23 protein-coding genes and 1 pseudogene are annotated in these 25129 nt (G+C 70.9%); 17 read left to right on the top strand and 7 right to left on the bottom strand.

The window, feature by feature from the left end:
* Nucleotides 1–87: 87 nt before the first annotated feature.
* From P3T29_RS23495 to P3T29_RS23505, 3 genes and pseudogenes are all read left to right on the top strand, one after another.
* Nucleotides 88–294: pseudogene (locus tag P3T29_RS23495) on the top strand (adenylyl cyclase); the annotation flags it as partial.
* Nucleotides 295–562: 268 nt separating this feature from the next.
* Nucleotides 563–928 (top strand): hypothetical protein, encoded by a 366-nt coding sequence (locus P3T29_RS23500; RefSeq protein ID WP_280718576.1) that lies wholly within the window; start codon nucleotides 563–565, stop codon nucleotides 926–928.
* Between the two features lie 89 nt (nucleotides 929–1017).
* Nucleotides 1018–1494 (top strand): hypothetical protein, encoded by a 477-nt coding sequence (locus P3T29_RS23505; protein ID WP_280718577.1) that lies wholly within the window; start codon nucleotides 1018–1020, stop codon nucleotides 1492–1494.
* Nucleotides 1495–1529: 35 nt separating this feature from the next.
* Here P3T29_RS23505 and P3T29_RS23510 read toward each other — a convergent pair whose 3' ends face one another.
* A complete protein-coding gene (locus P3T29_RS23510; RefSeq protein WP_280718578.1) occupies nucleotides 1530–1733 on the bottom strand; it encodes a hypothetical protein in 204 nt (67 codons plus the stop codon).
* Between the two features lie 469 nt (nucleotides 1734–2202).
* On the opposite strand from P3T29_RS23510, the gene P3T29_RS23515 reads away from it, so the two are divergent.
* From P3T29_RS23515 to P3T29_RS23530, 4 genes are all read left to right on the top strand, one after another.
* A complete protein-coding gene (locus P3T29_RS23515) occupies nucleotides 2203–3357 on the top strand; it encodes a cystathionine gamma-synthase (protein WP_280718579.1) in 1155 nt (384 codons plus the stop codon).
* Between the two features lie 93 nt (nucleotides 3358–3450).
* Nucleotides 3451–4662 (top strand): threonine ammonia-lyase, encoded by a 1212-nt coding sequence (ilvA, locus tag P3T29_RS23520; protein ID WP_280718581.1) that lies wholly within the window; start codon nucleotides 3451–3453, stop codon nucleotides 4660–4662.
* 135 nt (nucleotides 4663–4797) lie between these two features.
* On the top strand, nucleotides 4798–5817 hold the full coding sequence (locus P3T29_RS23525; RefSeq protein ID WP_280718583.1) for an ATP-binding cassette domain-containing protein: 1020 nt from the start codon (nucleotides 4798–4800) through the stop codon (nucleotides 5815–5817).
* Between the two features lie 73 nt (nucleotides 5818–5890).
* Nucleotides 5891–6682, top strand: coding sequence for an ABC transporter permease (locus tag P3T29_RS23530; RefSeq protein WP_280718652.1), 792 nt, complete (start codon nucleotides 5891–5893; stop codon nucleotides 6680–6682).
* 120 nt (nucleotides 6683–6802) lie between these two features.
* On the opposite strand, the gene greA is transcribed toward P3T29_RS23530, so the two are convergent.
* Nucleotides 6803–7300 carry a transcription elongation factor GreA gene (greA, locus tag P3T29_RS23535; protein ID WP_280718584.1) on the bottom strand — a complete coding sequence of 166 codons (498 nt, stop codon included), beginning with the start codon at nucleotides 7298–7300 and terminating at the stop codon, nucleotides 6803–6805.
* A 309-nt stretch (nucleotides 7301–7609) separates the two neighbouring features.
* Entirely contained in the window at nucleotides 7610–8047 is a 438-nt protein-coding gene (locus P3T29_RS23540) for a DUF4307 domain-containing protein (RefSeq protein ID WP_280718585.1), read from the bottom strand.
* A gap of 151 nt (nucleotides 8048–8198) precedes the next feature.
* On the opposite strand from P3T29_RS23540, the gene mca reads away from it, so the two are divergent.
* Nucleotides 8199–9083, top strand: coding sequence for a mycothiol conjugate amidase Mca (gene mca, locus P3T29_RS23545; RefSeq protein ID WP_280718586.1), 885 nt, complete (start codon nucleotides 8199–8201; stop codon nucleotides 9081–9083).
* Nucleotides 9084–9144: 61 nt separating this feature from the next.
* On the top strand, nucleotides 9145–9336 hold the full coding sequence (locus P3T29_RS23550) for a hypothetical protein (RefSeq protein WP_280718587.1): 192 nt from the start codon (nucleotides 9145–9147) through the stop codon (nucleotides 9334–9336).
* A 20-nt stretch (nucleotides 9337–9356) separates the two neighbouring features.
* Here the strand turns inward: P3T29_RS23550 and P3T29_RS23555 are convergent, their stop codons facing one another.
* The 4 genes from P3T29_RS23555 to P3T29_RS23570 are packed head-to-tail and all read right to left on the bottom strand — an operon-like array spanning nucleotide 9357 to nucleotide 13766.
* On the bottom strand, nucleotides 9357–10118 hold the full coding sequence (locus P3T29_RS23555) for an SDR family NAD(P)-dependent oxidoreductase (protein WP_280718588.1): 762 nt from the start codon (nucleotides 10116–10118) through the stop codon (nucleotides 9357–9359).
* Nucleotides 10115–11464 carry an FAD-binding oxidoreductase gene (locus P3T29_RS23560; RefSeq protein ID WP_280718589.1) on the bottom strand — a complete coding sequence of 450 codons (1350 nt, stop codon included), beginning with the start codon at nucleotides 11462–11464 and terminating at the stop codon, nucleotides 10115–10117. The genes P3T29_RS23555 and P3T29_RS23560 overlap by 4 nt, the downstream gene beginning before the upstream one ends.
* Complete coding sequence (locus P3T29_RS23565) at nucleotides 11461–12495, bottom strand: decaprenyl-phosphate phosphoribosyltransferase (RefSeq protein ID WP_280718590.1); 1035 nt, start codon at nucleotides 12493–12495, stop codon at nucleotides 11461–11463. Before P3T29_RS23565 ends, P3T29_RS23560 begins: the two co-directional genes overlap by 4 nt.
* On the bottom strand, nucleotides 12492–13766 hold the full coding sequence (locus P3T29_RS23570) for a phosphodiester glycosidase family protein (protein ID WP_280718592.1): 1275 nt from the start codon (nucleotides 13764–13766) through the stop codon (nucleotides 12492–12494). Before P3T29_RS23570 ends, P3T29_RS23565 begins: the two co-directional genes overlap by 4 nt.
* 496 nt (nucleotides 13767–14262) lie before the next feature.
* On the opposite strand from P3T29_RS23570, the gene P3T29_RS23575 reads away from it, so the two are divergent.
* From P3T29_RS23575 to P3T29_RS23610, 8 genes are all read left to right on the top strand, one after another.
* Nucleotides 14263–14637 (top strand): chorismate mutase family protein, encoded by a 375-nt coding sequence (locus P3T29_RS23575; RefSeq protein WP_280718593.1) that lies wholly within the window; start codon nucleotides 14263–14265, stop codon nucleotides 14635–14637.
* Nucleotides 14634–16682: an aminodeoxychorismate synthase component I gene (pabB, locus tag P3T29_RS23580; RefSeq protein ID WP_280718594.1), complete on the top strand. Its 2049-nt coding sequence runs from the start codon at nucleotides 14634–14636 to the stop codon at nucleotides 16680–16682. The genes P3T29_RS23575 and pabB overlap by 4 nt, the downstream gene beginning before the upstream one ends.
* Nucleotides 16679–17548 carry a prephenate dehydrogenase gene (locus tag P3T29_RS23585; RefSeq protein ID WP_280718595.1) on the top strand — a complete coding sequence of 290 codons (870 nt, stop codon included), beginning with the start codon at nucleotides 16679–16681 and terminating at the stop codon, nucleotides 17546–17548. Before pabB ends, P3T29_RS23585 begins: the two co-directional genes overlap by 4 nt.
* A gap of 60 nt (nucleotides 17549–17608) precedes the next feature.
* Entirely contained in the window at nucleotides 17609–19279 is a 1671-nt protein-coding gene (locus tag P3T29_RS23590; protein WP_280718596.1) for a class I adenylate-forming enzyme family protein, read from the top strand.
* Nucleotides 19280–19317: 38 nt separating this feature from the next.
* Complete coding sequence (locus P3T29_RS23595; RefSeq protein ID WP_280718597.1) at nucleotides 19318–19932, top strand: DsbA family protein; 615 nt, start codon at nucleotides 19318–19320, stop codon at nucleotides 19930–19932.
* 70 nt (nucleotides 19933–20002) lie between these two features.
* A complete protein-coding gene (locus P3T29_RS23600; RefSeq protein WP_280718598.1) occupies nucleotides 20003–22582 on the top strand; it encodes an ATP-grasp domain-containing protein in 2580 nt (859 codons plus the stop codon).
* Nucleotides 22579–23850, top strand: a complete 1272-nt coding sequence (locus P3T29_RS23605) for an MFS transporter (protein WP_280718599.1) — start codon at nucleotides 22579–22581, stop codon at nucleotides 23848–23850. The genes P3T29_RS23600 and P3T29_RS23605 overlap by 4 nt, the downstream gene beginning before the upstream one ends.
* Entirely contained in the window at nucleotides 23850–25040 is a 1191-nt protein-coding gene (locus P3T29_RS23610) for an ATP-grasp domain-containing protein (RefSeq protein ID WP_280718600.1), read from the top strand. The genes P3T29_RS23605 and P3T29_RS23610 overlap by 1 nt, the downstream gene beginning before the upstream one ends.
* The last annotated feature ends 89 nt before the right edge of the window (nucleotides 25041–25129 follow it).

Genomic DNA, 25129 nt, shown 5'->3' on the forward strand with positions numbered 1-25129 from the left:
ACTGTACTTCGATGGCCTTGCCACGCGGATCTTCACCTTCCTGGATCAACAAGATCCATTGTCAGGTGTGTCCACATCGCGGGGGTCACCTCAGCTGGCCGTCACATGCTGGCAACCCTCGTGCGTGTTCCCGAGATCGACGGGACCTTCCTGGAACTCGAAACCCTGGTCGAGGAGGAAGCCGACGTACCGGCCGCGCTCGAAGCCGTGCGAGGCGTGCTGCATCGCCTGGGCATCGAGGACGACGATCTGACGAACGAGCTGTACACCGATGCGGTCGCTGCCGCGCGCTAGTCCAAGGCCAGCACGGTCCACGCCCCTGGAACTGGACGGCCGTAGGTTGAGAATTCGCTGTGCGGCGAAAGCCTCGGCCACTGCGCGTGTTCGACAACACGGTTTCTACGCAAGCAAACTGACGACCTTATAGTCTGATCATGATTGCTTTCCCGTGTCCTCGGCGGGGCGACGTGGTCTGTGCTACGTTCCGTATTCCAACCGAACATAGGTGACCCCGGCAGTGCTGGAACACTCCGGGGTCCGGCAACAGGAGTTAGAGCTCCCAATGCGTGTACATCGTAGCGCTCACGCGCGCAGTTTCACCGTGCTGCCCAACGGCCTGTTGCAGGACCGTCGGCTCAGCTACACGGCCCGTGGCCTGCTGGTCGACCTCCTCTCGCGCCCGGACGGCTGGCGCGAGGACGGGCGGGCGATGGCGGACTCCAGTCCGCAGGGGCGAGGGGCGATCCGCAGGGCCCTGAAGGAGCTGACCGAGGCCGGGTACTACCAGGTCATGAAGGTGCGGTTGAAGGACGGGACGATCCGTTCCGAGGCCCACGTATTCGACGCCCCGCAGCGGCCGGACCTTCCGGGGGTTCCCATCCGGTCTCCGGTCAGGCAAAGGCCGGCCCGGCTGACGGCCCTCTTGTAAAGGACCGGGTCAAAGACCCCTCCTTCCCCGCCGACCAGGTCGACGAGCAGTCGGCCGATGCCGATGCCGACGACCAGGAACCTCCGGCAGTGTCGGACGAGCAGGCCCGAGCGGCGATGCTGACGCTGTTCCGGGTGATCAAGCCGGAGCCGCGCCTGCGCCTGGGCGAGGCCGAGGCGATGGAGCTGGCGCCGCTGGTCGCGCAGTGGCTGGAACGCGGCAGCACACCGGCCGAACTCGCCCAGGCCCTGCTGCCCGGCCTACCCGCGACCGTCCACTCCCCGGTCGGGGTGCTCCGCAACCGGCTGCGGCGCAAGATGCCGCCCGTCCATGCCCCCGAGCAGCCCGCCGCCGCGCCCGCTTACGCCGATTGCGCCAAGTGCCACGACCCGGTCCCGCAGCCGGGCATCTGCCGCCCGTGTGCCGGCCTCGGAGCCCGAACGATCGCGGTCGGCGGCGGCGCCGCAGCGACCCTTGGCGGGGCCGCACTTGCCCGGGAAGCGCTGAACGCCACCAAGGCCAGTCTGCGCATCGGCCGGATCGCGAGTCTCGCCGCCGCGATGTAGGTGATTTGCGATTTGCCCGAAATGGCAAGGGGTGGTCAGGCGTTGTCCCAGACGCGCCAGAGTTCTTCCGTCGACGGACGCGTCAGGTCCGAGGTGTTCAACCTCGTCAGCAGTAGGGCCAATCGTCTGAAGACCATCACGGACGAGCCGGCTTCGCCGGAGACCGCAGCAGTGATGTGCAGCCCGGTGTAGGTCTGTGCGACGACCTCTGCGATCGCCTGCTGGTACTCGGCTTGCAAGTGCCCCAGCGTGAGGTGATCATCCTCCACCGGGGGGATCACGGCACCGGGTTGGCTGGGGAGCGGGTTGAAAGTGGCCCGTGGCTCACCTTTTGGGTGGAGGTAGGAGGCCGCAAGAAGACCGTACGAGGACGGCTGCCCCAGGAGGCCCCGGTACTCCACACCGACACTGGTGGCGCCCAGACCGACGGGACCGTCATCACCGGTCCAGATGGTGAGCTGTGAATGCGGCCCACGCTGCTCAACTCGTTGCATGTCGTGTCTGTCCTCCATGGCGGCGATGCCCGTGGGGCAGGAGTCCCAGTCGGTGGAATGGGTACCCAGCCTGACACCCGTGCCGCCGAGGCCGCAGTAGCCGCCCGGATTCCGGCGTGGCTCGGTCCGTATGGTCCGGGAAGATCTGACGGACGGTTCCCCGGGTTGGCTGCCGGGCCGCGCTCGGAGCGGGTTCCCGACTAGGCTCAGCGGTATGACCGAGCACCAGCTTCCCCAGGGCTTCGAGACTCTCGCCATCCACGCGGGTCAGGAAGCAGACCCCCAGACCGGGGCCGTCGTCACGCCGATCTACCAGGTGTCCACCTACAAGCAGGACGGGGTGGGCGGCCTCCGGAACGGGTACGAGTACAGCCGTTCCGCCAACCCCACCCGCACCGCGCTGGAGGAGTGCCTCGCCGCGCTCGAGGGCGGCGCCCGTGGCCTGGCCTTCGCCTCCGGCCTCGCCGCCGAGGACACCCTGCTGCGTACCGTCCTCAAGCCGGGCGACCACATCATCATCCCGAACGACGCCTACGGCGGTACCTTCCGGCTGTTCGCCAAGGTACTGACCCGTTGGGGCGTGGAGTTCTCCGTCGCCAACATGCAGGACCTGGCGACCGTCCGGGCCGCGCTGCGCCCGAACACCCGTGCGGTGTGGGTCGAGACGCCGTCCAATCCGCTGCTCGGCATCGCCGACATCGCGGGCCTGGCCGAGATCGCGCACAGCAGTGACGCCCTGCTGGTGGTGGACAACACCTTCGCCAGCCCGTACCTGCAGCAGCCGCTCTCGCTCGGCGGGGACGTGGTGGTCCACTCGACCACCAAGTACATGGGCGGGCACTCCGACGTGGTCGGCGGCGCGCTGGTCGCGGCAGACGCCGGGCTCGGTGAGGAGATCGCGTACCACCAGAACGCGATGGGCGCGGTCTCCGGCCCGTTCGACGCCTGGCTGGTGATGCGTGGCATCAAGACGCTGGCCGTCCGGATGGACCGGCACTGCTCCAACGCCGAGAAGGTCGTCGAGCTGCTCACCGCGCACCCGAAGGTCAGCGAGGTGCTCTACCCGGGGCTGCCCTCGCACCCGGGCCACGACATCGCCGCCAAGCAGATGAAGGCGTTCGGCGGCATGGTCTCGTTCCGAGTCGCGGCGGGTGAGCAGGCGGCGGTCGAGGTCTGCAACCGAGCCAAGCTGTTCACGCTCGGCGAGTCGCTCGGTGGTGTGGAGTCGCTGATCGAGCACCCCGGCCGGATGACGCACGCCTCGGTGGTCGGTTCGGCCCTCGAGGTGCCGTCCGACCTGGTCCGCGTGTCGGTCGGCATCGAGCAGATCGACGACCTGCTGGCCGACCTCCAGCAGGCGCTCGGCTAGGAGTGACCACGACAGGGGGGCGCGGGGCAGAGCCCCGCGCCCCCCTGCGCGTACGTACGGCAGTGAGCCGGATCACCGCCGTAGGCTGACGCCATGCAGAGCTGGCCGATCACCATGGACGACGTTCGCGGCGCCCACAAGATGCTCGCCGGGGTCGCCCGGGTCACCCCGATGGAGAGCAGCCGGTACCTGTCCGGGTTGGTCGGTTCCCCGGTGCACCTCAAGTGTGAGAACCTTCAGCGCACCGGTTCGTTCAAGCTGCGCGGCGCGTACGTCCGGATCGCCGGGCTCTCCCCGGTGGAGCGGGCCGGCGGGGTGGTGGCCGCGAGCGCGGGCAACCACGCGCAGGGGGTGGCGCTGGCGTCCTCGCTGCTGGGGGTGCGCTCCACCATCTTCATGCCGGTGGCCGCCCCGCTGCCCAAGGTCGCGGCGACCAGGGACTACGGAGCAGAGGTACGCCTGCACGGCGCCACGGTGGACGAGGCGCTGCGGGCGGCGCAGCGGTACTCGGAGGCGACGGGTGCGGTGTTCATCCACCCGTTCGACCACTGGGACGTGATCATCGGTCAGGCCACCGTGGGCCTGGAGATCCTGGAGCAGTGCCCGGAGGTCCGGACCATCCTGGCCGGGGTCGGCGGTGGCGGGCTGCTCGCCGGGATCGCGGCGGCGGTGAAGCCGCTGCGGCCGGACGTCCAGGTGATCGGCGTACAGGCGGCCGGTGCGGCGGCCTACCCGCTGTCGCTCGCCGCCGGACGGCCGGTCTCGCTGGAGCACTTCGCCACGATGGCCGACGGCATCATGGTCGGCCGTCCGGGTGACATTCCGTTCGAGGTGGTCAACACTCTGGCCGACGGGGTCCGGACGGTCTCCGAGGAGTCGATCTCGCGCGCGCTGCTGCTGAGCCTGGAGCGGCTCAAGCTGGTGGTCGAACCGGCGGGGGCGAGCCCGATCGCGGCACTGCTGGAGCACCCGGACAGCTTCGAGGGCCCGGTGGTCGCAGTGCTCTCGGGCGGGAACATCGACCCGCAGCTGATGCAGCGGGTCCTGCGGCACGGGCTGGCGGCGGCCGGCCGCTACCTCTCGCTGCGGGTACGGCTGGCGGACCGGCCGGGCGCGCTGGCGGATCTGCTGGGGGTGCTGACCAGGGTGGACGCCAACGTACTGGACGTGGCGCACGTCCGGATCGACCCCCGGCTCGGGCTGACCGAGGTCGAGGTGGACCTGCACCTGGAGACCAAGGGTCCGGAGCACTGTGCGGCGGTCGTCGGCGAGCTGAAGGACGCAGGGTACGTCGTCTCCCAGTGAGCCGCCGGTGAACGTCCCCGCTGCGGCTGCGGCCTTGACGCGATATGTCGCGAGGTGGCCATCCGTAGCGCGGACACCTCTCCCCGGTCACAGTGGACGTAGTCAGTCCTATCGTCGGAGAGATGAGGCAGGCTCATGGCGCCAGCCATCCAAGCCCAGAACCTGGTCAAGACCTTCGGGGACGTACGAGCCCTCGACGGCGTCAGCCTCGATGTCCCCGAAGGCACGGTGCTCGGGTTGCTCGGCCCCAATGGCGCCGGCAAGACGACGACCGTACGGGTGCTCACCACCCTGCTCCGCCCGGACTCCGGCCGGGCCGTCGTCGCCGGGGTGGACGTGCTCAAACACCCCAACCAGGTGCGCAGCCTGATCGGCCTCTCCGGCCAGTACGCCGCCGTGGACGAGTATCTGACGGGCCGTGAGAACCTGCAGATGGTCGGCGAGCTCTACCAGATGAGCAGCCGCGACGCGAAGGCCCGCGCGTTGGAGCTGCTGGAGTGGTTCAACCTCAGCGAGGCGATGGACCGCACCGCCAAGACGTACTCCGGCGGCATGCGCCGTCGGCTCGACCTGGCGGCCGCACTCGTCGTCCGGCCGCCGGTGATGTTCCTGGACGAGCCGACCACCGGCCTCGACCCGCGCAACCGGCTCGCGCTCTGGGGGGTCATCGAGACCCTGGTCGACCAGGGCACCACCCTGCTGCTCACCACCCAGTACCTGGAGGAGGCCGACCGCCTCGCGCACGACATCGCGGTGGTCGACCACGGCAGGGTGATCGCCCGGGGCACCGCCGACCAGCTCAAGGCCCAGATCGGCGGCGAGCGGGTCGAGGTGGTGGTCCACCAGCGTGAGGACGTCAGCGAGGCGCTCGCCGCCCTCGCCCCGTACGCCAAGGGCGATCCGGACGTCGAGAAGAACACCCGAAAGATCACCGTCCCGGTCAGCGGCGGTGCCAAGGTGCTCGCCGACGTGATCCGCGAGCTCGACGCCCGGTCGATCGAGATCGACGACATCGGGCTGCGCCGCCCGACCCTGGACGACGTGTTCCTCTCGCTCACCGGGCACGCCACTATCGCCGAGCAGAACGGTGACCGGAACACCGACGAGACCGGCCGGCCCGCCAAGGGGCGCAAGAGCCACGGCAAGGAGGTTTGAGATGTCGACCAGCACTGCCACCGAGCACGCGATCGGCGCGGCCGTCCCCAGGCAGCGCCACGGCATTTCCGCCATGGCACACGACTCCTGGGTCGTCGCCAAGCGCAATTTGCGCAGAATGACCCGAATACCCGAAATCGTGGTCTTCGGCCTCATGCAGCCGGTCATGTTCGTGCTGCTGTTCTCGTTCGTCATGGGCGGCGCGATCCAGATCCCCGGGACGCAGGCCAGTTCCTCGGCGTACACCCAGTTCCTGATGGCGGGCATCTTCGCCCAGACGGTGACCTTCGCCGTCGCCGGAGCCTCCGCCGGTGTCGCGGAGGACATGACCAAGGGGCTGGTGGACCGGTTCCGCTCGCTGCCGATGACCCGTTCGGCGGTACTGGTCGGCCGCACCGTGGCCGACCTCGTCCAGACCGCGTTCACCCTGCTGGTGCTCGCCATGGTCGCGCTGCTGGTCGGCTGGCGGATCCACGAGGGCGTCCTGAAGGCGCTCGGCGCGTTCGCGCTGCTGCTCCTGCTGGGTTACGCCTTCTCCTGGATCGGCGCGCTGATCGGCCTGTCGGTGCGGAGCCCGGAGGCGGCCACCTCGGCCGGTCTGATCTGGCTCTTCCCGCTGACCTTCATCTCCAACGCTTTCGTACCGATCAGCAGCATGCCGGGCTGGCTGCAGCCGATCGCGTACTGGAACCCCTTCAGCGCGACCGTCCAGGCCTGCCGCGACCTCTTCGGCAACCAGGTCGGCCCGGTGGACCATGCGTGGCCGATGCAGCACGCTTCGCTGGTGTCGGTGGGGTGGTCGCTGATCATCATGGCGGTGTTCTCGTGGCTGTCCGTGCGGAAATACCGCTCGGCGGTGGGGTAGCCCTGCCGGGGTCGGCCAGTTGCACGACAGGGGCGCGGTGAGCTGAGCGATGCGGAAGGCTGCGGGCTTGCTGCCTTCCGTTTCGCGCAGTTCCCCGCGCCCCTGGCGAAGAAAGTGTGCTCAGCCCTCGTAGGGCTTGACCTCGGTGATCGTGACGCTGGCCTTCTTGCCGTTCGGCAGCTCGTAGGTCGCGTCCTCGCCGATCTTCTTGCCGTCGATGGCGCGGCCGAGCGGCGACTGCGGCGAGTAGATGGCGAGCGTGCCGTCGGCCGCCTCGCGGGAGCCGAGCAGGAACTCCATGGTGTCGTCCGGGTCGCCGTCGAAGGCGACCGTGACGACCATGCCGGGGGCGACAATGCCGGTGTCGGTGGGTGCCTCGCCGACCTTGGCGCGCTCCAGGAGCTGCTTCAGCTGGCGGACGCGCAGCTCCTGCTTGCCCTGCTCCTCGCGGGCCGCGTGGTAGCCGGCGTTCTCCTTGAGGTCGCCCTCTTCGCGCGCGGCCTCGATCTTCTGGACGATCTCGGCGCGGGCAGGGCCCTCCAGGTGCGCCAGCTCGGCCTTGAGCTGGTCAAAGCCGGACTGAGTGAGCCAGGTCACGTTCTCGCTGGTCTGGGTCACAGGGGTGCTCCTCGTCGGTACTGGGCAGTGCTGAGGGTGGATCGTCAGCAGATGGCGATAATTCGGCGTATCTACAAATCAGCGCCCGCTCCCGGGCCGTCCGGCTCAGAAGGGGCGAAACCCCGAGCCTAACAATTTCCGGCTCCGAGTGGGAGGGGCGTGCGCGGGCGGTCGGGGGAACCACCGGGTCGCGGTTCCCGTTCCCCCGATCGAGTATGCACTTGCTCGACGGTCGGACGACGAGTGCCGCTCGGGCGGCGCGGTCCGGCCGGGCCGGAATGCTGCTGCTCGGAGCGGAGCGGAGTGCCGCTACTTGGCGGGCGTGCAGCCCATCAGCTCCGCCGTGGTGCCACGGGAGGTCGTCTTGAGGGTCAGTATCCGGTCGTAGCTGGTGCCGGCGGCCGGTACCGGGAAGTCGGAGAGGCCGACCACCGAGGCGTCGGGGGCCTGCGAACGGATGGTGCAGACGCCGGCTGTGCCGTCGGTCTTGCTCACCGACAGGTGTACCTGCATCGCGGTGTCCGAGACCGCCTCGAAGGCGAGCACAGAGCCGTTCATCCGGGTCTCGCGTACGAGGTAGGAGCCGCCCAGCCAGACGATCAGCCCCAGGCAGACGACACCGCAGACCGCGCCGACCACCTTCAGCCGGCGGTCCGCGTCGCGGTCGCTGCGCCGGCCGTAGCGGCCTTCGGGCAGCCCGGGCGCGGCGGGGGCGGTCGCGGGGGAGGACGTAGTACCGGAGTCCATGGTGCGCTCAGTCCTTTCGCCGAGGGGCTGTCGGCCGGCAGAGGGAATGTACTGGCCCTTCGGTCAGTCACTATAGGAGGGGCACGTCCGCGCCGAAGGCAGCGGGGGAGTCGGCCCGACGAACCGGACATTCCCGGAAGGAAACCAGGCGTTGACTGAGCAGTTGCGACTGATGGCGGTACATGCCCACCCGGACGACGAGTCCAGCAAGGGCGCGGCCACGATGGCCATGTACATCGACCAGGGTGTGGATGTCCTGGTCGCCACCTGTACCGGCGGGGAGCGGGGTTCGATCCTGAACCCGAAGCTGCAGGGGGACCCGTGGGTGGAGGAGAACATCCACGAGGTGCGCCGCAAGGAGATGGACGCCGCCCGGGAGATCCTGGGCGTCAAGCAGGCGTGGTTGGGCTTCGTGGACTCGGGTCTGCCCGAGGGTGACCCGCTGCCGCCGCTGCCGGAGGGGTGCTTCGCACTGGAGGACGTGGCCGTGGCCGCGGGCCCGTTGGTGAAGCTGATCCGCGAGTTCCGTCCGCACGTCATCACGACGTACGACGAGAACGGCGGCTACCCGCACCCGGACCACATCATGACTCACAAGATCAGCATGCTGGCGTTCGACGCCGCAGGTGACCCGGACGCCTACCCGGAGCTCGGCGACCCCTGGCAGCCGTCCAAGCTCTACTACAACCACGGCTTCCCGATGGGGCGCATCCGTGCCCTGCACGCCTACCTCACCGAACACGGGCAGGACTCCCCGTACGGCGAGTGGATCGCGGGCTGGGAGAAGAGCGGCCGCACCGAGCGCGAGATCACCACCCGGGTGGAGTGCGCCGACTGGTTCCCCACCCGGGACAAGGCGCTGATCGCGCACGCCACCCAGATCGACCCGGACGGCCCGTGGTTCCGCGTCCCGTTGGACGTCCAGCGCGACGTCTGGCCGACCGAGGACTACGAGCTGGCCCGCTCGCTGATCGACACCGACCTGCCCGAGGACGACCTCTTCGCGGGCCTGCGCGTGTCGACCCGTACGGCCTGATCAACCCGACCCGCGGTACCCCGGTGACCCGGCCCGAGTAAGGCCGGGTCACCATGGAGAGATGAGCACCCCCGTGAACCTCACCCACCTCGCCGCCGGCCTCGCGCTGGACGACAACAAGGTGACCCCCGGCCTGTTGGGCTTCGTGGTCTTCGCCGCTCTCGGCCTCGCCACCTGGTTCCTGGTCAAGTCGATGAACAAGCAGTTCAAGCGGGTCGACTTCGTCGAGGAGCCCGAGGCTTCGAAGAAGTAGCGCCGCCCACCGGGCGGGGTTCAGCGGGACAGCCGCCGCCAGAGCGGGCGCGGTACCAGGCGCATCGCGGTGGACAGGACGGCGAGCCCGCGCGGCACCCAGACCACGGGTGCGCTGCTCGCCAGGGCCGCCGCGACGGCCGCGCCGACGGCTGCCGTCGTGGTGGCCGCCGGGGCGGGGGACATACCTGCCGTCATCCGGCCGATCACGAACCCCGGTCGGACCAGCAGCAGCCGTACGCCGCTGCCGTGCAGGGAGTCCGCCAGCCCCCGGGCGAAGGCGTCGAGCCCGGCCTTGGTCGCGCCGTAGACGAAATTGGCCTTCCGGGGCCGCACGGCCGCCACCGAGGACAGTACGACGATCACTCCGCTGCCCTGGGCGCGCAGGTGCCCGGCGACGGCCAGCAGGGTGGTCACCTGACCGGTCAGGTTGGTCTGCACGAGCAACCCGGCCTGGGCCGGGTCCCGGTCGAGTACCTCCTGGGGGGTGAGGATGCCGGCCGCCGAGATGACCAGGCCGACCGGGCCGGCGGCGAAGATCTCGTCCACGAAGTGCTGGTGGGTGTCCAGGGCGGTGCCGTCGTACCGGACGGTCTGGACCCGGAACGGGAGCGTCTCGCCGAGCTCGGCCATCCGCCGCTCGTCCCGCCCTGCCAGGATCACCTCGGTGTCGGGCGGCGCGTCGAGCGAGCGCAGGATTGCCCGGCCGATCTCGCTCGTCCCGCCCAGCAGCAGGATGCGGCCCGGCAAGTCGCTCGCGGTCATCTTGGGGTGCTTGGTCATCGGCACAGTCCCAGTCTCCTTCCCAGGTCGGACCGCATCGCCTCGGCGGGGTCCAGGCGGGCGCGGGTGGCGCGCCATTCGGTCAGTGGGCCGTACATCACGTCGAAGGCCGGGCGGCCGAGCCGGGCGTCCTTGGCGAGGTAGATCCGGCCGCCGGCCTCCGCCACCCGGCGGTCCAGCCGGTCGAGCAGCTCCGCAGTGGCCCGGCCGGCCGAGGGCAGGTCCACCGCGAGCGACCAGCCGGGCAGCGGGAACGACAGTGGACCGCCGCCGGCCGGTCCGAAGCGCTTGAGCGTCCCGAGGAAGGGCGCGGCGCCGCTCCGCCGCAGGGCTTCGAGCACCTGGACCACGACCTGCCGGGCCTCCAGCGGCACCACGAACTGGTACTGCAGGAAGCCGCGCGGGCCGAGCGCGCGGTTCCACTCGTGCAGCGCGTCGAGCCGGTGGAAGAACTCGGGCAGGCCCTGGACGGCGTGCCGCTCCCGGGGGGCCTTGCGGTACCAGAGGCCGTTGAAGGCGCGGGCGGTCAGCGGGGTGAAGACGCCCAGCGGCAGGTGCGGGGCGCGCGGCGCGCGTGGAGGGTCGTACCGGAGGCCGTCCGGCTCGGCGGTGGGATCCGGGGCCGGGAGGTGGTCGCCGAGGTCGGCGATGCCGCGCCCGAGCGACCGGCCGGTGGCGGTGGTGTCGACCCACGCGACCGCGTAGCGGCTGGTCGCGGTCTCGAGCATCGCCATCAGCGCGTCGAGGTCCGGCGCGCGGTACGAGCCGACCCGCAGCAGCGCGCTGCGGATCCGGATCAGCCGGAGGGTGGCGGCGAGGATCACCCCGGTCAGGCCCATGCCGCCGACGGTGGCCCGGAAGGCCGGACCGTCCGTCTCCGGGGTGATGGTACGCAACTCGCCGTCCCCGCCGAGCAGTTCGATGCTCTCCAGCCAGCGGGAGAGCGAGCCGTCGGTGCGGTGGTTCTTGCCGTGCACGTCGGCCGCGACGGCGCCGCCGACCGTCAGGTGACGGGTGCCCGGCAGAACGGGCAGCAGCAGGCCCTGCGGGACGAGCGCGGCGAGCAACTCGGCGAAGGTGGTCGAGCCGGCGGCGCGTACGGTCGCGGCGGCGGCGTCCAGCTCGACGTACGGGCCGGTCGCCGGGGCCAGCACCAGGCCGCCCGCGTTCTGCGCGGCGTCGCCGTAGCTGCGGCCCGCACCACGGGCGAGCACACCGCGTTCGGGCCGGCCGGCCAGCAGGTCGCGCAGGGCGGCGGGCTCCAGCGGCCCGACCACCCGGGACCGGCTGCCGGTGGTACGGCCCCAGCCCTGGAGCAGCCGGCCCGGCCCTGCGGGGGCGGTCATCCGCGCATCCCGGCGATGAAGAGCAGCAGCCAGACGAACTCGCAGCCCAGCATCGGCCCGTCCCGGGTGATCAGGTCCTCCACCCGGGTCAGGGTGGCCCGCCCGGTCAGCCAGTCGAACCGGAACAGGGCCGCCGCCAGCGGGATCGCGGTGACGAGGTGGCAGTCCACAGCCCATGGTGACCCGTTGAGCAGTGCCCAGCTCAGGTACGCCGCGATCATCGCCACGCTCACGAAGCGCTGCGCGAGCCGCAGGCCCCCGGGCGTGTACCGGCGCAGACAGGGGCGGTGCCCCGCCGCCGTCGTACCGAGGCCGGCCAGTTCGGTGTACCGCTTGGAGATCGCCACCAGCAGCGCGCCCAGACTGCACACCAGCACGAACCAGCCCGACGGCGGCACCTGGGCGGCCGCCGCGCCGCCGAGCGCCCGTAGGACGAACCCGGAGGCCACCAGGGCGAGTTCGAGCACGGGTATGTGCTTCAGGGCGAAGGAGTAGAGGAACGAGAGGGCCAGATAGGCGGTGACGGTGGCCGTCAGCCCGGCGCTGCCGATCGCCAGTCCGCCCGCCACGGCCAGCAGTACGCAGGCCGCCGCGACGCCGAGCGCGTGGCCCGCGCCGAGCTGGCCGGACGCCACCGGGCGGGTCCGCTTGCGCGGGTGGCTCCGGTCCCGCTCGGCGTCCACGACGTCGTTGACGAAGTACACCGCGCAGGACGCCAGCGTGAACACCCCGAACGCGACCAGCGCGTACGCCATCCCGTCCGCCCGCCCACGGGTGGCCCCGGCCACCGGGGCCGCGAACACCAGCAGGTTCTTCGGCCACTGGCGCGGTCGCGAGGTGCGCAGCACCGCGACCGGCCAGCCGAACCGGAGCGGCCGCGCGGCGGCGGGGGCAGCGGTGGCCGGGGTGACCAGCTCCGGGGTGGCGAGGTCGGGTACGCCGAGCTTCGGGCCGGCGATGTTCGGGGTGGCGAGGTCGGGTGCGGGCAGCGTCGGGGACCGCCGGCCGGGCGGGCGGGTGCCGCGGTTCATCGGGCGTACACCGCGGTGAAGTCGCGGCTGGTCGGCTCGAAGTAGCGGTCGGCGGGCCGCTCCTGGTCGGGCAGCAGCTTCAGCGCTGTCGGGCTGAGCGGGTCGGGCCCGGCCTGGTAGTAGTTGAAGGACATCCAGGCGGGGTTGATGTCCAGCTGCATCGCCTCCACGCAGCCGGCCTGTTGCAGCAGGTCCGCCAGGGTGCGGACGGAGAGCGCGGGCCCGTAGACGTAGATCATCCGTCCCGAGCTCGTCACGCCGATCCCCGAGCGCCAGACGAAGTACTTGCCGCCGAGGGTGAGGCCCCAGCCGTTCTCGATGTCGCTGTCGACACCGTCCGGGACGGCGGCGTGGTCGACGATGACGCGGAGGTTCTGGCGCACACCGACGACGTCCGGGGTCATCGTGACCCCGCTGTCCCAGGTGCCGACCGTCGCGTGCCCGTCCTTGTAGAAGACCAGCGAGGCGGCGCCGGGGCTCAACGTGCCGTGCGTGACGCCGTTGAGATAGAACCCGCCGTGCGCCTCCCGGACCTTGAACCCGCCGTTGAAGCTCGCCAGCAGGCCGTTCCGTGCCTCGGGCGGGATGGACGGCGGCACGCCCCAGTTGTCCGGTCCGGGATCGTCCGTACCGGGGTGGAGCTGGAAGCGCAGCAGCCGGGAGTCCATCGACACCACCCCGGCCAGGTAGGAGGTGTGTTCCGCATCCGGGCGGATCAGGGCGGTCTGGATGGCGGGGGTGCCGCGCACGCTGCCGAGCACCTTCCAGGTGCCCTCGCCGGGCAGCGGTGCCCCGGCGGGGGAGGTCAGCGGGGGCGGGTAGAACGCGGCGATCGTCGGGTGGGGGTCCGGCTTCGAGGGGTCCGGCTTCGACGGGTCGGCCTTCGCCGGGCTCGACGGCTTGGCGGCGGCGGAGGGCAGCCCGATGGCGAAGTTCGGGGTGCCCCCGATCTTCGGTGGGTTCAGCTTGTACTGGGCGGTCTCCAGCATGGTCACCACCTGGCCCAGGTGGTGGTCGCGCCCCCACTCGGCGAGCCGGGCGGCCACGCTGTCGTTCCCGGGCGCGGCCAGTGCCCCGCCGACCGACCAGGCGAGCCAGCCGAGGCAGACCGCGAACAGCACCAGGACGGCCTTGACGGACCGCCTGGCCAGCAGGTTCCGGATCAGCCGTCGTAGCCGGCCGACCGGGCGTCCGGCGGGCTCCGGGAGCTCGGCCTCGGCATCCTGCCCGGCCTCTTCGCCGGCTTCCTCGGGTTTCGTCGAAGGTCCCACGCCACTCTCTCCCTCCCGCCGCACCCAGATGCGAGCGAGGTGCCTGCGGGTTTCGGAAGTCCGAGCACCGCAGGCAAACAGGACCGCCAACGGCTGCGGCCCGGCGGCCCGGGAGAGCCCGGCCGCCCAGGTGCACCCGCTGTGGCGGCCCGCGAACTGTCTGGCCCGCTCAGGCTCACCCGGATCCGCCCGACCGGCCACGCCGGACGGGCCGGTCGGCGGCTGGGCGGCGCCCGGTGAATCGGGCTGCAGATATCGCCAAACAGCTTGCGGGAGACGAAAGTTGACGATATGTCAGTTGTTCGTCGCGAGGTGGCTCCGGCGGTCCGATCCCGTCGCTCTCCGCTACTCCGTCGGGGCGACCGCCCGGTGCGGCTCCCGTCCGGATGGTCCGCTCCGCCCCCGGGCCGGATCCCTCCGCTGTGTGCAGTGCGTGATTGCGAACCATTCAGGGGCTGGTCGCCACAGAATCGCGCGGGCATGGTTTCAGTATGAGGTGAGCGCCGGAATATATGGAACCGTATTTTCCGGGGCCGGATCAGCGCTTGGGAGGGGAATGCATATGCCCGGAAGTGCGGTACCTGCCGGTGATTTGACCATAGAGATACTCCGAGAGAGGCTCGATCGCATCGACGAGAGGTTTCTTGAAGAACTGCGGGCGCGTATCGAAATCTGCATCGAGATCGCTCACTTCAAGCGGGAGAACAGCGTTCCCATGATGCAGCCGCACCGGATCAACCTCGTGCACGAGCGTGCCGAGAAGTTCGGAGCGGAACACGGACTCAGTCAGGAATTTCTGCACGAGCTCTACGATCTCGTCATCGCGGAAACCTGCAGGGTCGAAGACCTGGTGATCGGAGCCGCGGCATGAGAACTCTTCTGATCGACAACTACGACTCCTTCACCTACAACCTGTACCAGCTGCTCGGCGAGGTGAACGGCGAGCCGCCGGTCGTCGTCCGGAACGGGACCGACTGGTCGGATCTCAAGCTGGACGAGTTCGACGCGATCGTCATCTCGCCCGGGCCCGGCCGCCCCGAGCGGGAGAAGGACTTCGGTGTCAGCGCCCGGGTGATCATGGAGAGCGGGCTGCCGCTGCTCGGTGTCTGCCTCGGCCACCAGGGGATCTCCCACCTCTTCGGCGGCACCGTCGGGCACGCCCCCGAGCCGATGCACGGCCGGGTCTCGGCGGTGCACCACACCGGCGCGGACATCTTCGCCGGGCTGCCCACGCCGTTCGACGTGGTCCGTTACCACTCGCTGATCGCCACCGAGCTGCCCGACGTGCTGGAGCCGATCGCCTGGACCGAGGACGGCATCCTGATGGGTGTCCGCCACAAGACCCGGCCGATCTGGGGCGTGCAGTTCCACCCGGAGTCGATCAGCAGCGAGTACGGCCGCGAACTCCTGGCGAACTTCCGGGACCTGGCGCTCGCGCACTCCGCACCCGGTTACGAGGTGCACGTGCGGGAGATTCCCGTCATGCCCGACACCGAGGTCGCCTACCAGGAGATATTCGCCGGGAACGACCACGGCTTCTGGCTGGACAGCGGTAACGTGATCGAGGGCCTGTCCCGCTTCTCCTTCCTCGGCGACGGCAGCGGTCCGCTCGCCGAGTACGTCACCTACCGGACCGCGGACGGCGCGGTCGGTGTCCGCTACTCCGACGGTACCGAGGAGTTCGTGGCGCAGGGCTTCTTCGAATACCTCGAGGGGCAGCTGAAGACCCGCTCCATTCCCGTTCCGGCGGGCCTGCCGTTCGATTTCAACCTCGGATACGTGGGATATCTCGGCTACGAGCTGAAGGCCGAGTCCGGCGGCGAGACGGTGCACAAGTCCGAGACGCCCGACGCGGCCCTGCTCTTCGCGGACCGGATGCTGGCCGTGGACCACGCGAAGGGGGTCAGCTACCTGCTGGCGCTCTCGCAGGGCGGGGACACGGCGGCCGCCCGGTCCTGGCTGAACGAGACCGAGGCCCGGCTGCGCGCGCTGCCGGCCCGGGCGGACGCCGACGCGGTGACCGCCGGTTTCTCCGGCGTCGGGATGACCGACCAGGCCGCGCAGGGGCTCGCCGAGCTACGGCACGGCAAGGGCGCCTACCTCGACCGGGTCGTGGAGAGCATGCGGGAGATCCGCGACGGTGAGACGTACGAGGTCTGCCTGACCAACACCGTCACGCTCGACGCCAAGATCGACCCGCTGCGCACCTACACCCACCTGCGCCGGATCAGCCCGGTGCCGTACGGCGCGCTGTTGGACTTCCCCGGGGTCGCGGTGCTCAGCGCGTCGCCCGAGCGGTTCCTCACCATCGGCACCGACCGGGTCGTCGAGTCGAAGCCGATCAAGGGCACCAGGCCGCGCGGCGCGACGCCCGCCGAGGACGAGGCCCTTCGGCTGGACCTGTTCAGCCAGGAGAAGGACCGCGCCGAGAACCTGATGATCGTGGACCTGATCCGCAACGACCTCAACGTGGTGTGCGAGGTCGGCTCGGTGCACGTGCCGAAGCTGTTCCACGTGGAGACCTACGCGCCGGTGCACCAGTTGGTGTCCACCGTCCGGGGGACCCTGCGCCGGGGCAAGTCGTCGGTCTCCGCCGTCCGGGCGGCCTTCCCGGGTGGCTCGATGACCGGTGCGCCGAAGCTGCGCACGATGGAGATCATCGACCGGCTGGAGGAGGGGCCGCGCGGCGTCTACTCCGGTTCGATCGGCTGGTTCGCACTGAGCGGCGCGGCGGACCTGAGCATCGTCATCCGCACGCTGGTCGCGACCGAGGACCGGGTCAGCTTCGGGGTGGGCGGCGCGATCATCGCCCTGTCCGACCCCGAGGAGGAGTTCGAGGAGACGGTCGTGAAGTCCCGCGCCATGATCAGCGCCGTGCTGGCGACCGCTCTGGAGCCGGTAGGTGGTGTGAAGTGATCAGGAGGGCCGTGGTGGTCGGCGGTTCGGGAGCGGTGGGCGGGCTCTTCGTGAGCTGCCTGGCGAATTCGGACGTCGAGCTCCTGGTCGTCGACGGCAGGCCGCCCGAGGACGGGCGCCTGCGGTACGAGCAGGGCGACATCACGGACTTCGGCCCGGAGCTGGCCGAGGATCTGGCCGCCGCCGACCTGGTGGTGCTGGCCGTGCCCGAGCCGGTCGCGGTGGCTGCGGTGAAGGGCCTGGCCGCCGTGCTGCGCCCGGACGCGCTGCTGGTGGACACCCTGTCCGTCAAGCAGCGGATCGTGGAGAGCATCCTCGCGGACGCACCCGGGGTCGAGGCGCTGAGCCTGAACCCGATGTTCGCGCCCTCGCTGGGCTTCGAGGGGCGTCCGGTCGCCGCCGTCGTCGTGCACGACGGGCCTGCGGCGCGGACCCTGCTCGACCTGATCCGGCTCTGGGGCGGCAAGGTCGTCCCGGTCACCTCGCAGGAGCACGACCGGCTGGCCGGCGCGACCCAGGCGCTCACCCACGCCACGCTGCTCTCCTTCGGGCTGGCGCTGAGTCAGTTCGGCATCAGCACAACCGAGTTGAGGCAGATCGCGCCGCCGCCGCACAACGTGCTGCTGGCGATGCTCGCCCGGGTGGCCGCCGGTACGCCGGAGGTCTACTGGGACGTCCAGGCGGCCAACCCCGAGGCCCTGGCGGCCCGGCAGGCCCTGGCGGACGGTGTGCGGCGGTTCGCCGACCTGCTCGCCACGGGCACCGAGGAGGACTTCGCCGCCATGCTCCACGAGGTGCGCGACGCCTTCGGCCCGGAACTCGAGCACTACCGGGACACCTGTGCCCGGCTCTTCGAGTCGGCCTGAGTCCCACCCATGCCTGAAGCCCCACCCACACCCTGTAAGCCATCACTGAAAGGTTCAGCCATGTCGGACTTCGCCCCAACCGTCCTGTCGCCGGAGCAGCGTGCGGCGCTGGCCGCCGACCCGACCGTGGGTGGTGGCAACCTGCTGAGCTCCGCCATCGCCGCCAACCCGCACCCCGAGCTGCCGTTCGTCCACAGCTACCGCCCGATGGTCAACACCGACGGCGTCGAGCAGCACGACTTCAGCCTGAACCAGCTCGACCAGCTGGCCCAGAGCTGGTCCGCCTGGTACCTGGCGAAGGGTGTCGAGCCGCGCGACCGGGTCGCCGTCTGGTTCGAGGACTCGATCGCGTACTCGGTGCACTTCTACGCCCTCGCGCAGATCGGCGCCATCGCGGTGCTGATCAACAGCAACGCCACCCGGACCATCGCCACCTCGCTGATCGAGCAGACCACCCCGGTCGGCCTGTACGCCGACCAGGCGCGGATCGACGAGCTGGGCGACGGCCTCGCCGGGCTGACCGGCCTGGCCTGGACGCAGTCCCTGGAGGAGCTGCCGGCGCCGCCCGCCGCCGAGCTGCCCGACGGCTCGCGCTTTAGGCACGTGGACGCCGACCCGGTGGTGATCCTGCACTCCTCGGGCACCACCGGCCGGCCGAAGCCGACCATCCACACCCACCGCTCGATCGTGGCCGGCCCGCAGTTCCGGCTGGTGGACCACACCGAGACGGCCGGCGCCATGATGATGACGGCGCTGCCGCAGTCGCACCTGGGCTGCGTCGCGTACACGGTGTACGCCGTGCTGGCCGGCACCCCGCTGGTCGCGCTCCGCGACCGTACGGGAGCCGAACTGGCTGCCGACGTACAGAAGTTCAAGCCGACCTCGGTGATGTCCTTCGCGCACGGCTACGCCGAGCTGCACGCGCTCGACCTCCCGGACGGCGCGCTGGACTCGGTCGCGGTCTGGACCTCGATCGGCGACGCCGTGCACCAGGCGCACATCACCAGCGTGCTGTCCCGGCGCAGCCCCGGCCTGAAGCCGTCCGCGTTCTTCGACCGGCTCGGCACCACCGAGCTGGGCTGGGGCGTGCTGCTGAAGATCCGTACCCTGGAGACCGAGCGCAACGACCGCTGCGCGGGCAAGCCGGTGGGCGTCGCCGAGGTCGTCATCCTGCGCAAGGACGGGTCGGTGGCCGGTGACGGCGAGATCGGCTTCCTGGGTGCCAAGGGCCCGGCCATCACCCCCGGTTACTGGGCCGACCACGACACCACCTACCGCTACACGCTCTCCGGCTACTGGCTGACGGGCGACATGGCATACCGCGACGCGCACGGTGACCACTTCCTGGTGGACCGCGCCGTCGACGCCATCGAGACCGCCCACGGCACCGGCTACTCGGTGTTCATGGAAGAGGTCCTGCTCAACGACGTGGCCGACGTGACGGACGCCGCCGTGGTGGCCGGCCGTCGGGACGGCGAGCAGGTCGCGGTCGCCGTGGTCACCACCGGCGCGGCGGTGGCCGAGCCCGCGAAGCTGCTCGCCCGGGCCAACGAGGCGCTTCTGGCGGCCGGGCACCCGGAGCTCGCGTTGTTGGAGATAGCCCAGGCCGAGGCGGACTTCCCGGTGGGCGTGACCGGAAAGGTGCTCAAGCGTCAACTCCGCGAGAAGTACCGCACGTTGGAGACCTACGGTCGCGACGACGCCGGTAAGATCCTCGCCGCCGCGTTCTGAGGCGGCACACTCCGAAGCCCCCTGGAGGGACTCCCGTCATGACAACCACCGACTCGCCTGCCAAGGTCGACTTCTACTTCGACGCCGCCTGCCCGTTCGCCTGGATCACCTCGCGCTGGATCCTCGAGGTGCAGCAGCTCCAGGAACTCGACCTGCGGTTCCTGCCGATGAGCCTGTACGTGCTCAACGAGGACCGCGAACTGCCGGACTGGTACCGCGAACTCGTCGACAAGTCGCTCGGCCTGGCCCGGATCGTCACCGCCGCCTGGCAGCAGCACGAGGACCGCATCCCCGAGCTGTACACCGCGCTGGGCACCCGCATCCACAACGACGGCAACAAGGACTTCCTCGCCGTCGCGGCCGAGGTGCTGGCCGAACTCGGCCTGCCCGCCGAGCTGTTGGCGGCGGCCGAGGGCGAGACCTACGACAAGGCCCTGCGCAAGAGCCACCACGAGGGCATGGACCCGGTCGGCGACGACGTCGGCACCCCGACCATCCACATCGACGGGGTGGCCTTCTTCGGCCCCGTCCTCAACTCGATCCCGCGCGGTGAGCAGGCGGTCCGCATCTTCGACGGTGCCCGGGCGCTCGCGAACTTCCCGGACTTCTTCGAGCTGAAGCGCACCCGCACCGGCAAGCTCAACTTCGGCTGACCCGCCCCCGGACCGTCCCTCTCGAGACCCTTCGGCAGGGACGGTCCGCGTCTTTCTGAGGAATAGGGATATGAAGCAGGACGCCTTCGTGCTCACCGGGTCCTTCCTGGTGGTCTGCCGTACGCCGCTCTACCTCTCGGAGCTGACCCGCAGGGGCCTGAAGGTCCTGCTGATCACCCCCTCCAACTGGCGTGAAGAGGCGCTGAGCACCGCCGCCGACCCGTCGCATCCGGCCTCCGCCATCGACGAGTTCGCCTTCGTCGACGGGGATGTCAGTAGAGAGAACTCCTATCTGCCGGGCGTGATATCCAGCGCCCGGCGATGGCGGGAGAAGTACAACATCGTCGGGGTCTACGCGGCCGGTGAGACCCAGGTCGAGCCGACCGGCCTGCTGGCCGACGCGCTCGGCCTGCCGGGGCCCGGCCTGCGGGCGACCCGCGCCTGCCGCAGCAAGTACCTCCAGCGCTGGTACCTGCCGGAGTTCAGCCCGGTGTCGCTGATCGTGGCGCCGGAGGAGCGGGCCGGGTTCGACCTCTCCGCCGTGCCCTTCCCGGTGGTCGTCAAGCCGGCCGGACGGCACTCCAGTTCGGGGGTGGCGCTGGTCCAGGACGAGGACGCGCTGCGGCTCCAGCTGGACAGCTACCCGCCGTACGAGACGGTGCTGGTCGAGGAGCGGGTCGCCGGCCAGGAGTACTCGGTCGAGAGCCTGGTCCAGGACGGGCAGATCATCTTCGCCTCGGTGACCCGGAAGGACACCACCGACTCGCACGCCCTCACGTTCGTGGAGCTGTCGCACTCGGTGCCGAGCGACCTGGCCGGCACCGAGGCCGTGCTGCTCGACGCCAACCGGCGCGCACTGCGGGGGCTGGACTTCAAGGACGGCATCGCGCACGCCGAGTGGCGGGTGCGGCCGGGCGGCACGCCCTTCCTGATGGAGGTCGCGGCCCGTACCCCCGGCGACGGGATCTGCGTGCTCTACGAGCTGGCCACCAGTGCGCCGCTGGAGCCGCAGATCATCCGGATCGCGCTCGGCGAGCCCGCCTCCTACCCCGCGCCCTCCCGCTACGCGCGCCAGATCTACCTGGAGCACACCCCCGGCATCCTGCGGGACGTGACCGTCGACGGCTTCGCCGCCGTGCCGCAGTGGGTCGGCGACGGCGGGCTGTGGCCGCACATCGGACGGGCGGGCGACAGCGAGCCGCCGACGCTGCGGGCCGTGCTCGTGCACCAGGACCGGGGCAGCGAACTCGGCGAGCTGAACAGCTCCGAGGACCGCGCGGTGTCGCTGTTCGTCGACGCCCTGACCGTCGACGAACTGAACGAGTTGGAGGAGCAGGTGCGCAAGGCGGTCACCATCCACACCACGCCAGTCGTACCGGACAGCGTCACGCATGTCGTGGTCGGCTACAGCCCGGTGGCGCTCGGCAAGTTGGACAAGCTGCTGCCGGAGAACTCCGTCCTGCTGCTGGAGGAGCCCGCCGTCATCGAGGCGCGCGGCATCCGCGAGCTGGTCGCCGGCCACCGCAGCGTCGCCGCCCTCTTCCCCACGGCCAGCCAGGACGAGGCGCACGCCGCCCGGTTCGCCGGGACCTTCCCCCGTCCGGCCGGGGTCCGGGTGGTGGTGCCGATGGTGGAGTACGGCGTCGTGACGGCCGCCGCGCTCGCCGAGGCCTGGGAGCTGCCCGGCGCGAGCCTGCGCGCTGCCCGGGTGCTGCGGGACAAGTCGCGGCTGCGTGCGGCGGTGGCCGGCACCGACATCGCCCAGCCGGCCTGGGCCCTGGTCGAAAGCCCTGCGGACGTCGAGGAGTTCAGGGCCCGGCAGGGCGGCGAGTACGTGCTGAAGCCCGCCAACCGGCAGGCCAGCCTGGGCGTCCAGCTGCTCGGCCCGGACGACGACGTCGAGGCGGCCTGGTTGCACACCACCAGCGCCGACGAGCCGACCCTGCGCGCGCAGTACCCCGACGCCGCCCGCTTCCTGGCCGAGGAGCGGCTGCACGGACCGGAGGTCAGCGTCGAGGCGCTGGTCCACGACGGGACGATCGGCTTCCTCAACATCACCGACAAGAGCGTGCAGGACTCCCGCTACCCGGTGGAGACCGGTCACGTCCTCCCCGCCGAGCTGCCCGCCGCCACCTCCACGGCGCTGGCCGAAGGGCTCGCCGCCCTGGTCAAGGCCACCGGCTTCGGCTCCGGGATCCTGCACTCCGAGTGGATCGTCGAGGAGGGCCGCCCGTACCTGGTCGAGTGCGCGGGCCGGCTGCCCGGCGACGGCATCACCGTGCTGATCGACCTGGCCTACGACACCCACATCCTGCGCGAGCTGCTCCAGGTGCTCGGCGGCGACGCGCCCACCGTGCGCCAGGACGCGGTGGCCGGCGCGTCGGTACGCTTCCTGACCTCGCCGACCGGGGTGGTCGAGCGGATCGAGGGCGTCGAGGAGGCGCGCGCGTCGGCCGGGGTGCACGCGCTGCACCTCACGGTCGCCGTCGGCGACGACGTCCAGTCCACCGCGACCAGCTCCTGGGACCGGATCGGCTCCGTCATCGCCGTCGGCGCGGATCCCGCCGACGCCGTGCGCAACGCCGAGCGGGCGGTCGGCCGGATCGCGGTCAGCGTGGGCGCCTCCGAAGTGGGGGAGGTCGAGTCATGAGGATGCCGTCGGTGCGGGACTACATACCCGCCACCCCGACCGGGCGTACGTTCGCCGTCACCTCGCTGATCAATGCGATCGGCACCGGTCTCTACCTGACCGGGGCCACCATCTTCTTCATCCGCTCGGTCGGGCTGTCGGCCGCGCAGGTCGGCCTCGGCATGGCGGTGTCCGGGATCGTCGGGTTCGTCGCCACCGTGCCGATCGGCGCGCTCGCCGACCGGCTCGGCGCGCAGCGCACCCTGGTCGGTCTGTACCTGTGGCGGGCCGGCTGGTTCGCGGCCCTCGCCTACGTACACGGCATCGTCGGGTTCGTGATCGTCTCCTCCTGCCTGGCCGCCGCCGAGGCCGCGACCCAGCCGATGAGCCAGGCGGTGGCGCAGGCCACCACCGAGGCCGCCGACCGGACCAGGACGATGGCGATCGTCCGGACCGTACGCAACATCGGCTTCTCGGCCGGCGCGCTGATCGCCGCGCCGCTGCTCGCCGCCAACAGCAGGGTGGCGTACCAGGCGATGATCCTCGGCACGGCGGCCGCCTTCGTCCTGTCGGCGGTGCTGCTCGCCCGGATGCGGCTGGCCGGACAGGCCACCGCCCAGCGCAAGGTCGGACCGCTGACCGCGATCAAGGGCTTCCGGGACTGGCGCTACCTGCTGCTCAGTGGACTCAACGGCGTACTGAGCCTGCACATGACCCTGCTGTCGGTCGGTCTGCCGCTCTGGGCACTCCAGGCCACCGGAGCGTCGGCCGGCTTCGTACCGGTGCTGATCCTCACCAACACCGTGCTCTCCATCGTGCTCCAGGTGCCGGTGTCCAAGGTCGCCGAGCGCAGCGGCGGGGCGGCGCTGGCGCTGCGGCTCGGCGGCCTGGCGCTGGCCGCCAGCGCCCTGGTGATGGCGCTGGCGGGCACCCTGTCCTCGGCGATCGCGGGTGGCGCGGTGCTGCTGGCCGGGTGCGTGCTGCTGACCTTCGGCGAGATGTGGCAGTCGGTCGGCGGCTGGGATCTGAGCGACGACTTCGCACCCGAGGACCGGAAGGGCATCTACCTGTCCGTCTTCAGCCTCGGCGGTACCGGCCAGCGGATCGTGGGCCCGGCCGTGATCACCGGCGGGGTGATCGCCGCCGGAACGACCGGCTGGATCGTCCTCGCGGCGGTGTTCTGCCTGGCGGCCTTCCTGGTCACCCCGGTCGTCCGGGCCCTGGAGGGCGCCACCGCGCGGCCGGCCGACAACTCGTTCATTCTCGTCAACGCGGAAGGGCAAGCCTGATGAAGGAACTCCTGATCGTCGGCGTCGGCGTCATGGGCCGGCCCTATCTCGACGCCGCCGCCCGGCTCGGGCTCAAGGTCAGCGCGGTGGAGTCCGCCGCGGCCTACGACAACCGGCCGACCGACCTGGGCGTCACGTACCACCGGGTCGACGGCGAGGCGGAGGAGTCGTGGAACCAGGGGGTCGCCGAGGCGCTGGCCGCGAGCGTCCCGGACGGTGTCCTCGCCTTCGCCGAACCGCACGTCCTCGCGGGTGCGCTCGCGCAGGACCGGCTCGGACTGCCGGGACCGTCCCTGCACGCCGCCGTCATCTCCCGCAACAAGGCGCTGCAGCGCACCGGTTTCTCCGCGCACGGGGTGCCGCAGCCGGAGTTCTTCCTCGCCTCCGACGTCGGCAGGGCGCGGGAGTGGATGCTCGACCGGCTGCCGGTCGTGGTGAAGCCGCTGAGCGAGTCGGGCAGTTCGGGCGTGGAGCTGGTGCTCGATGCCGCCGCCGTCCCCGAGCTGATCGCGCGCCGGAGCGCCGAGGGCACGGTCCTCGTCGAACAGGCCGTCCTCGGCCCGGAGTTCAGCTGGGAGGCGCTGGTCCGCGACGGTGAGGTGCTGTTCGAGAACTTCACCGCGAAGGAGACCACCCCGCCCCCGTACTTCGTCGAACTGTGCCACCGGATCGGCCACCGGTTCGAGGACGGGGAGACCGCCGACCAGGTGAACGCGCTGACCCGTGGCGTCCTCGGCGCGATCGGGATGCGGACCGGGCTGGTCCACCTGGAGTTCCGGCTCGGCCCCGACGGCCCGGCGCTGATGGAGATCGCCGTCCGGACCCCGGGGGACTACCTCGGCGAGGCGGTCGGCCTGACGTACGGGTTCGACCTGTACGAGGCGGTGATCCGGCTCGCGCTCGGGCTGCCGCTGGACGGGCTGCTGAACGCCGACCCGGTGCGGTACGCGGCGACCTGGTTCCCCACCGTCGAGCCCGGCCGGATCAGCCGGATCGAGGGCGTCGAGGAGGCACTCGCCCACCCGGCGGTCGTCCGGGTCCGGCTGCGCAAGCAGGTCGGGGACGTGGTCGGCCCGCTGACCTCGTCGTCCGCGCGGCTCGGGCACGTCCTGGTCGACGCGGCCTCGCCCGAGGAGCGCGAGGAGGCGTTGGAGCACGTCCGGAAGCACCTGCGGGTGAGTGTCGACTAGGAGTCAGCCTGAAGGGGCGCGGGGAACTGTGCGAGGTTGGAAGGCTGCGGGTCGGTGCCTTCCGGTTTCGCGCAGTTCCCCGCGCCCCT

The organism is Kitasatospora sp. MAP5-34 (assembly GCF_029894335.1).
GTDB lineage: Bacteria > Actinomycetota > Actinomycetes > Streptomycetales > Streptomycetaceae > Kitasatospora.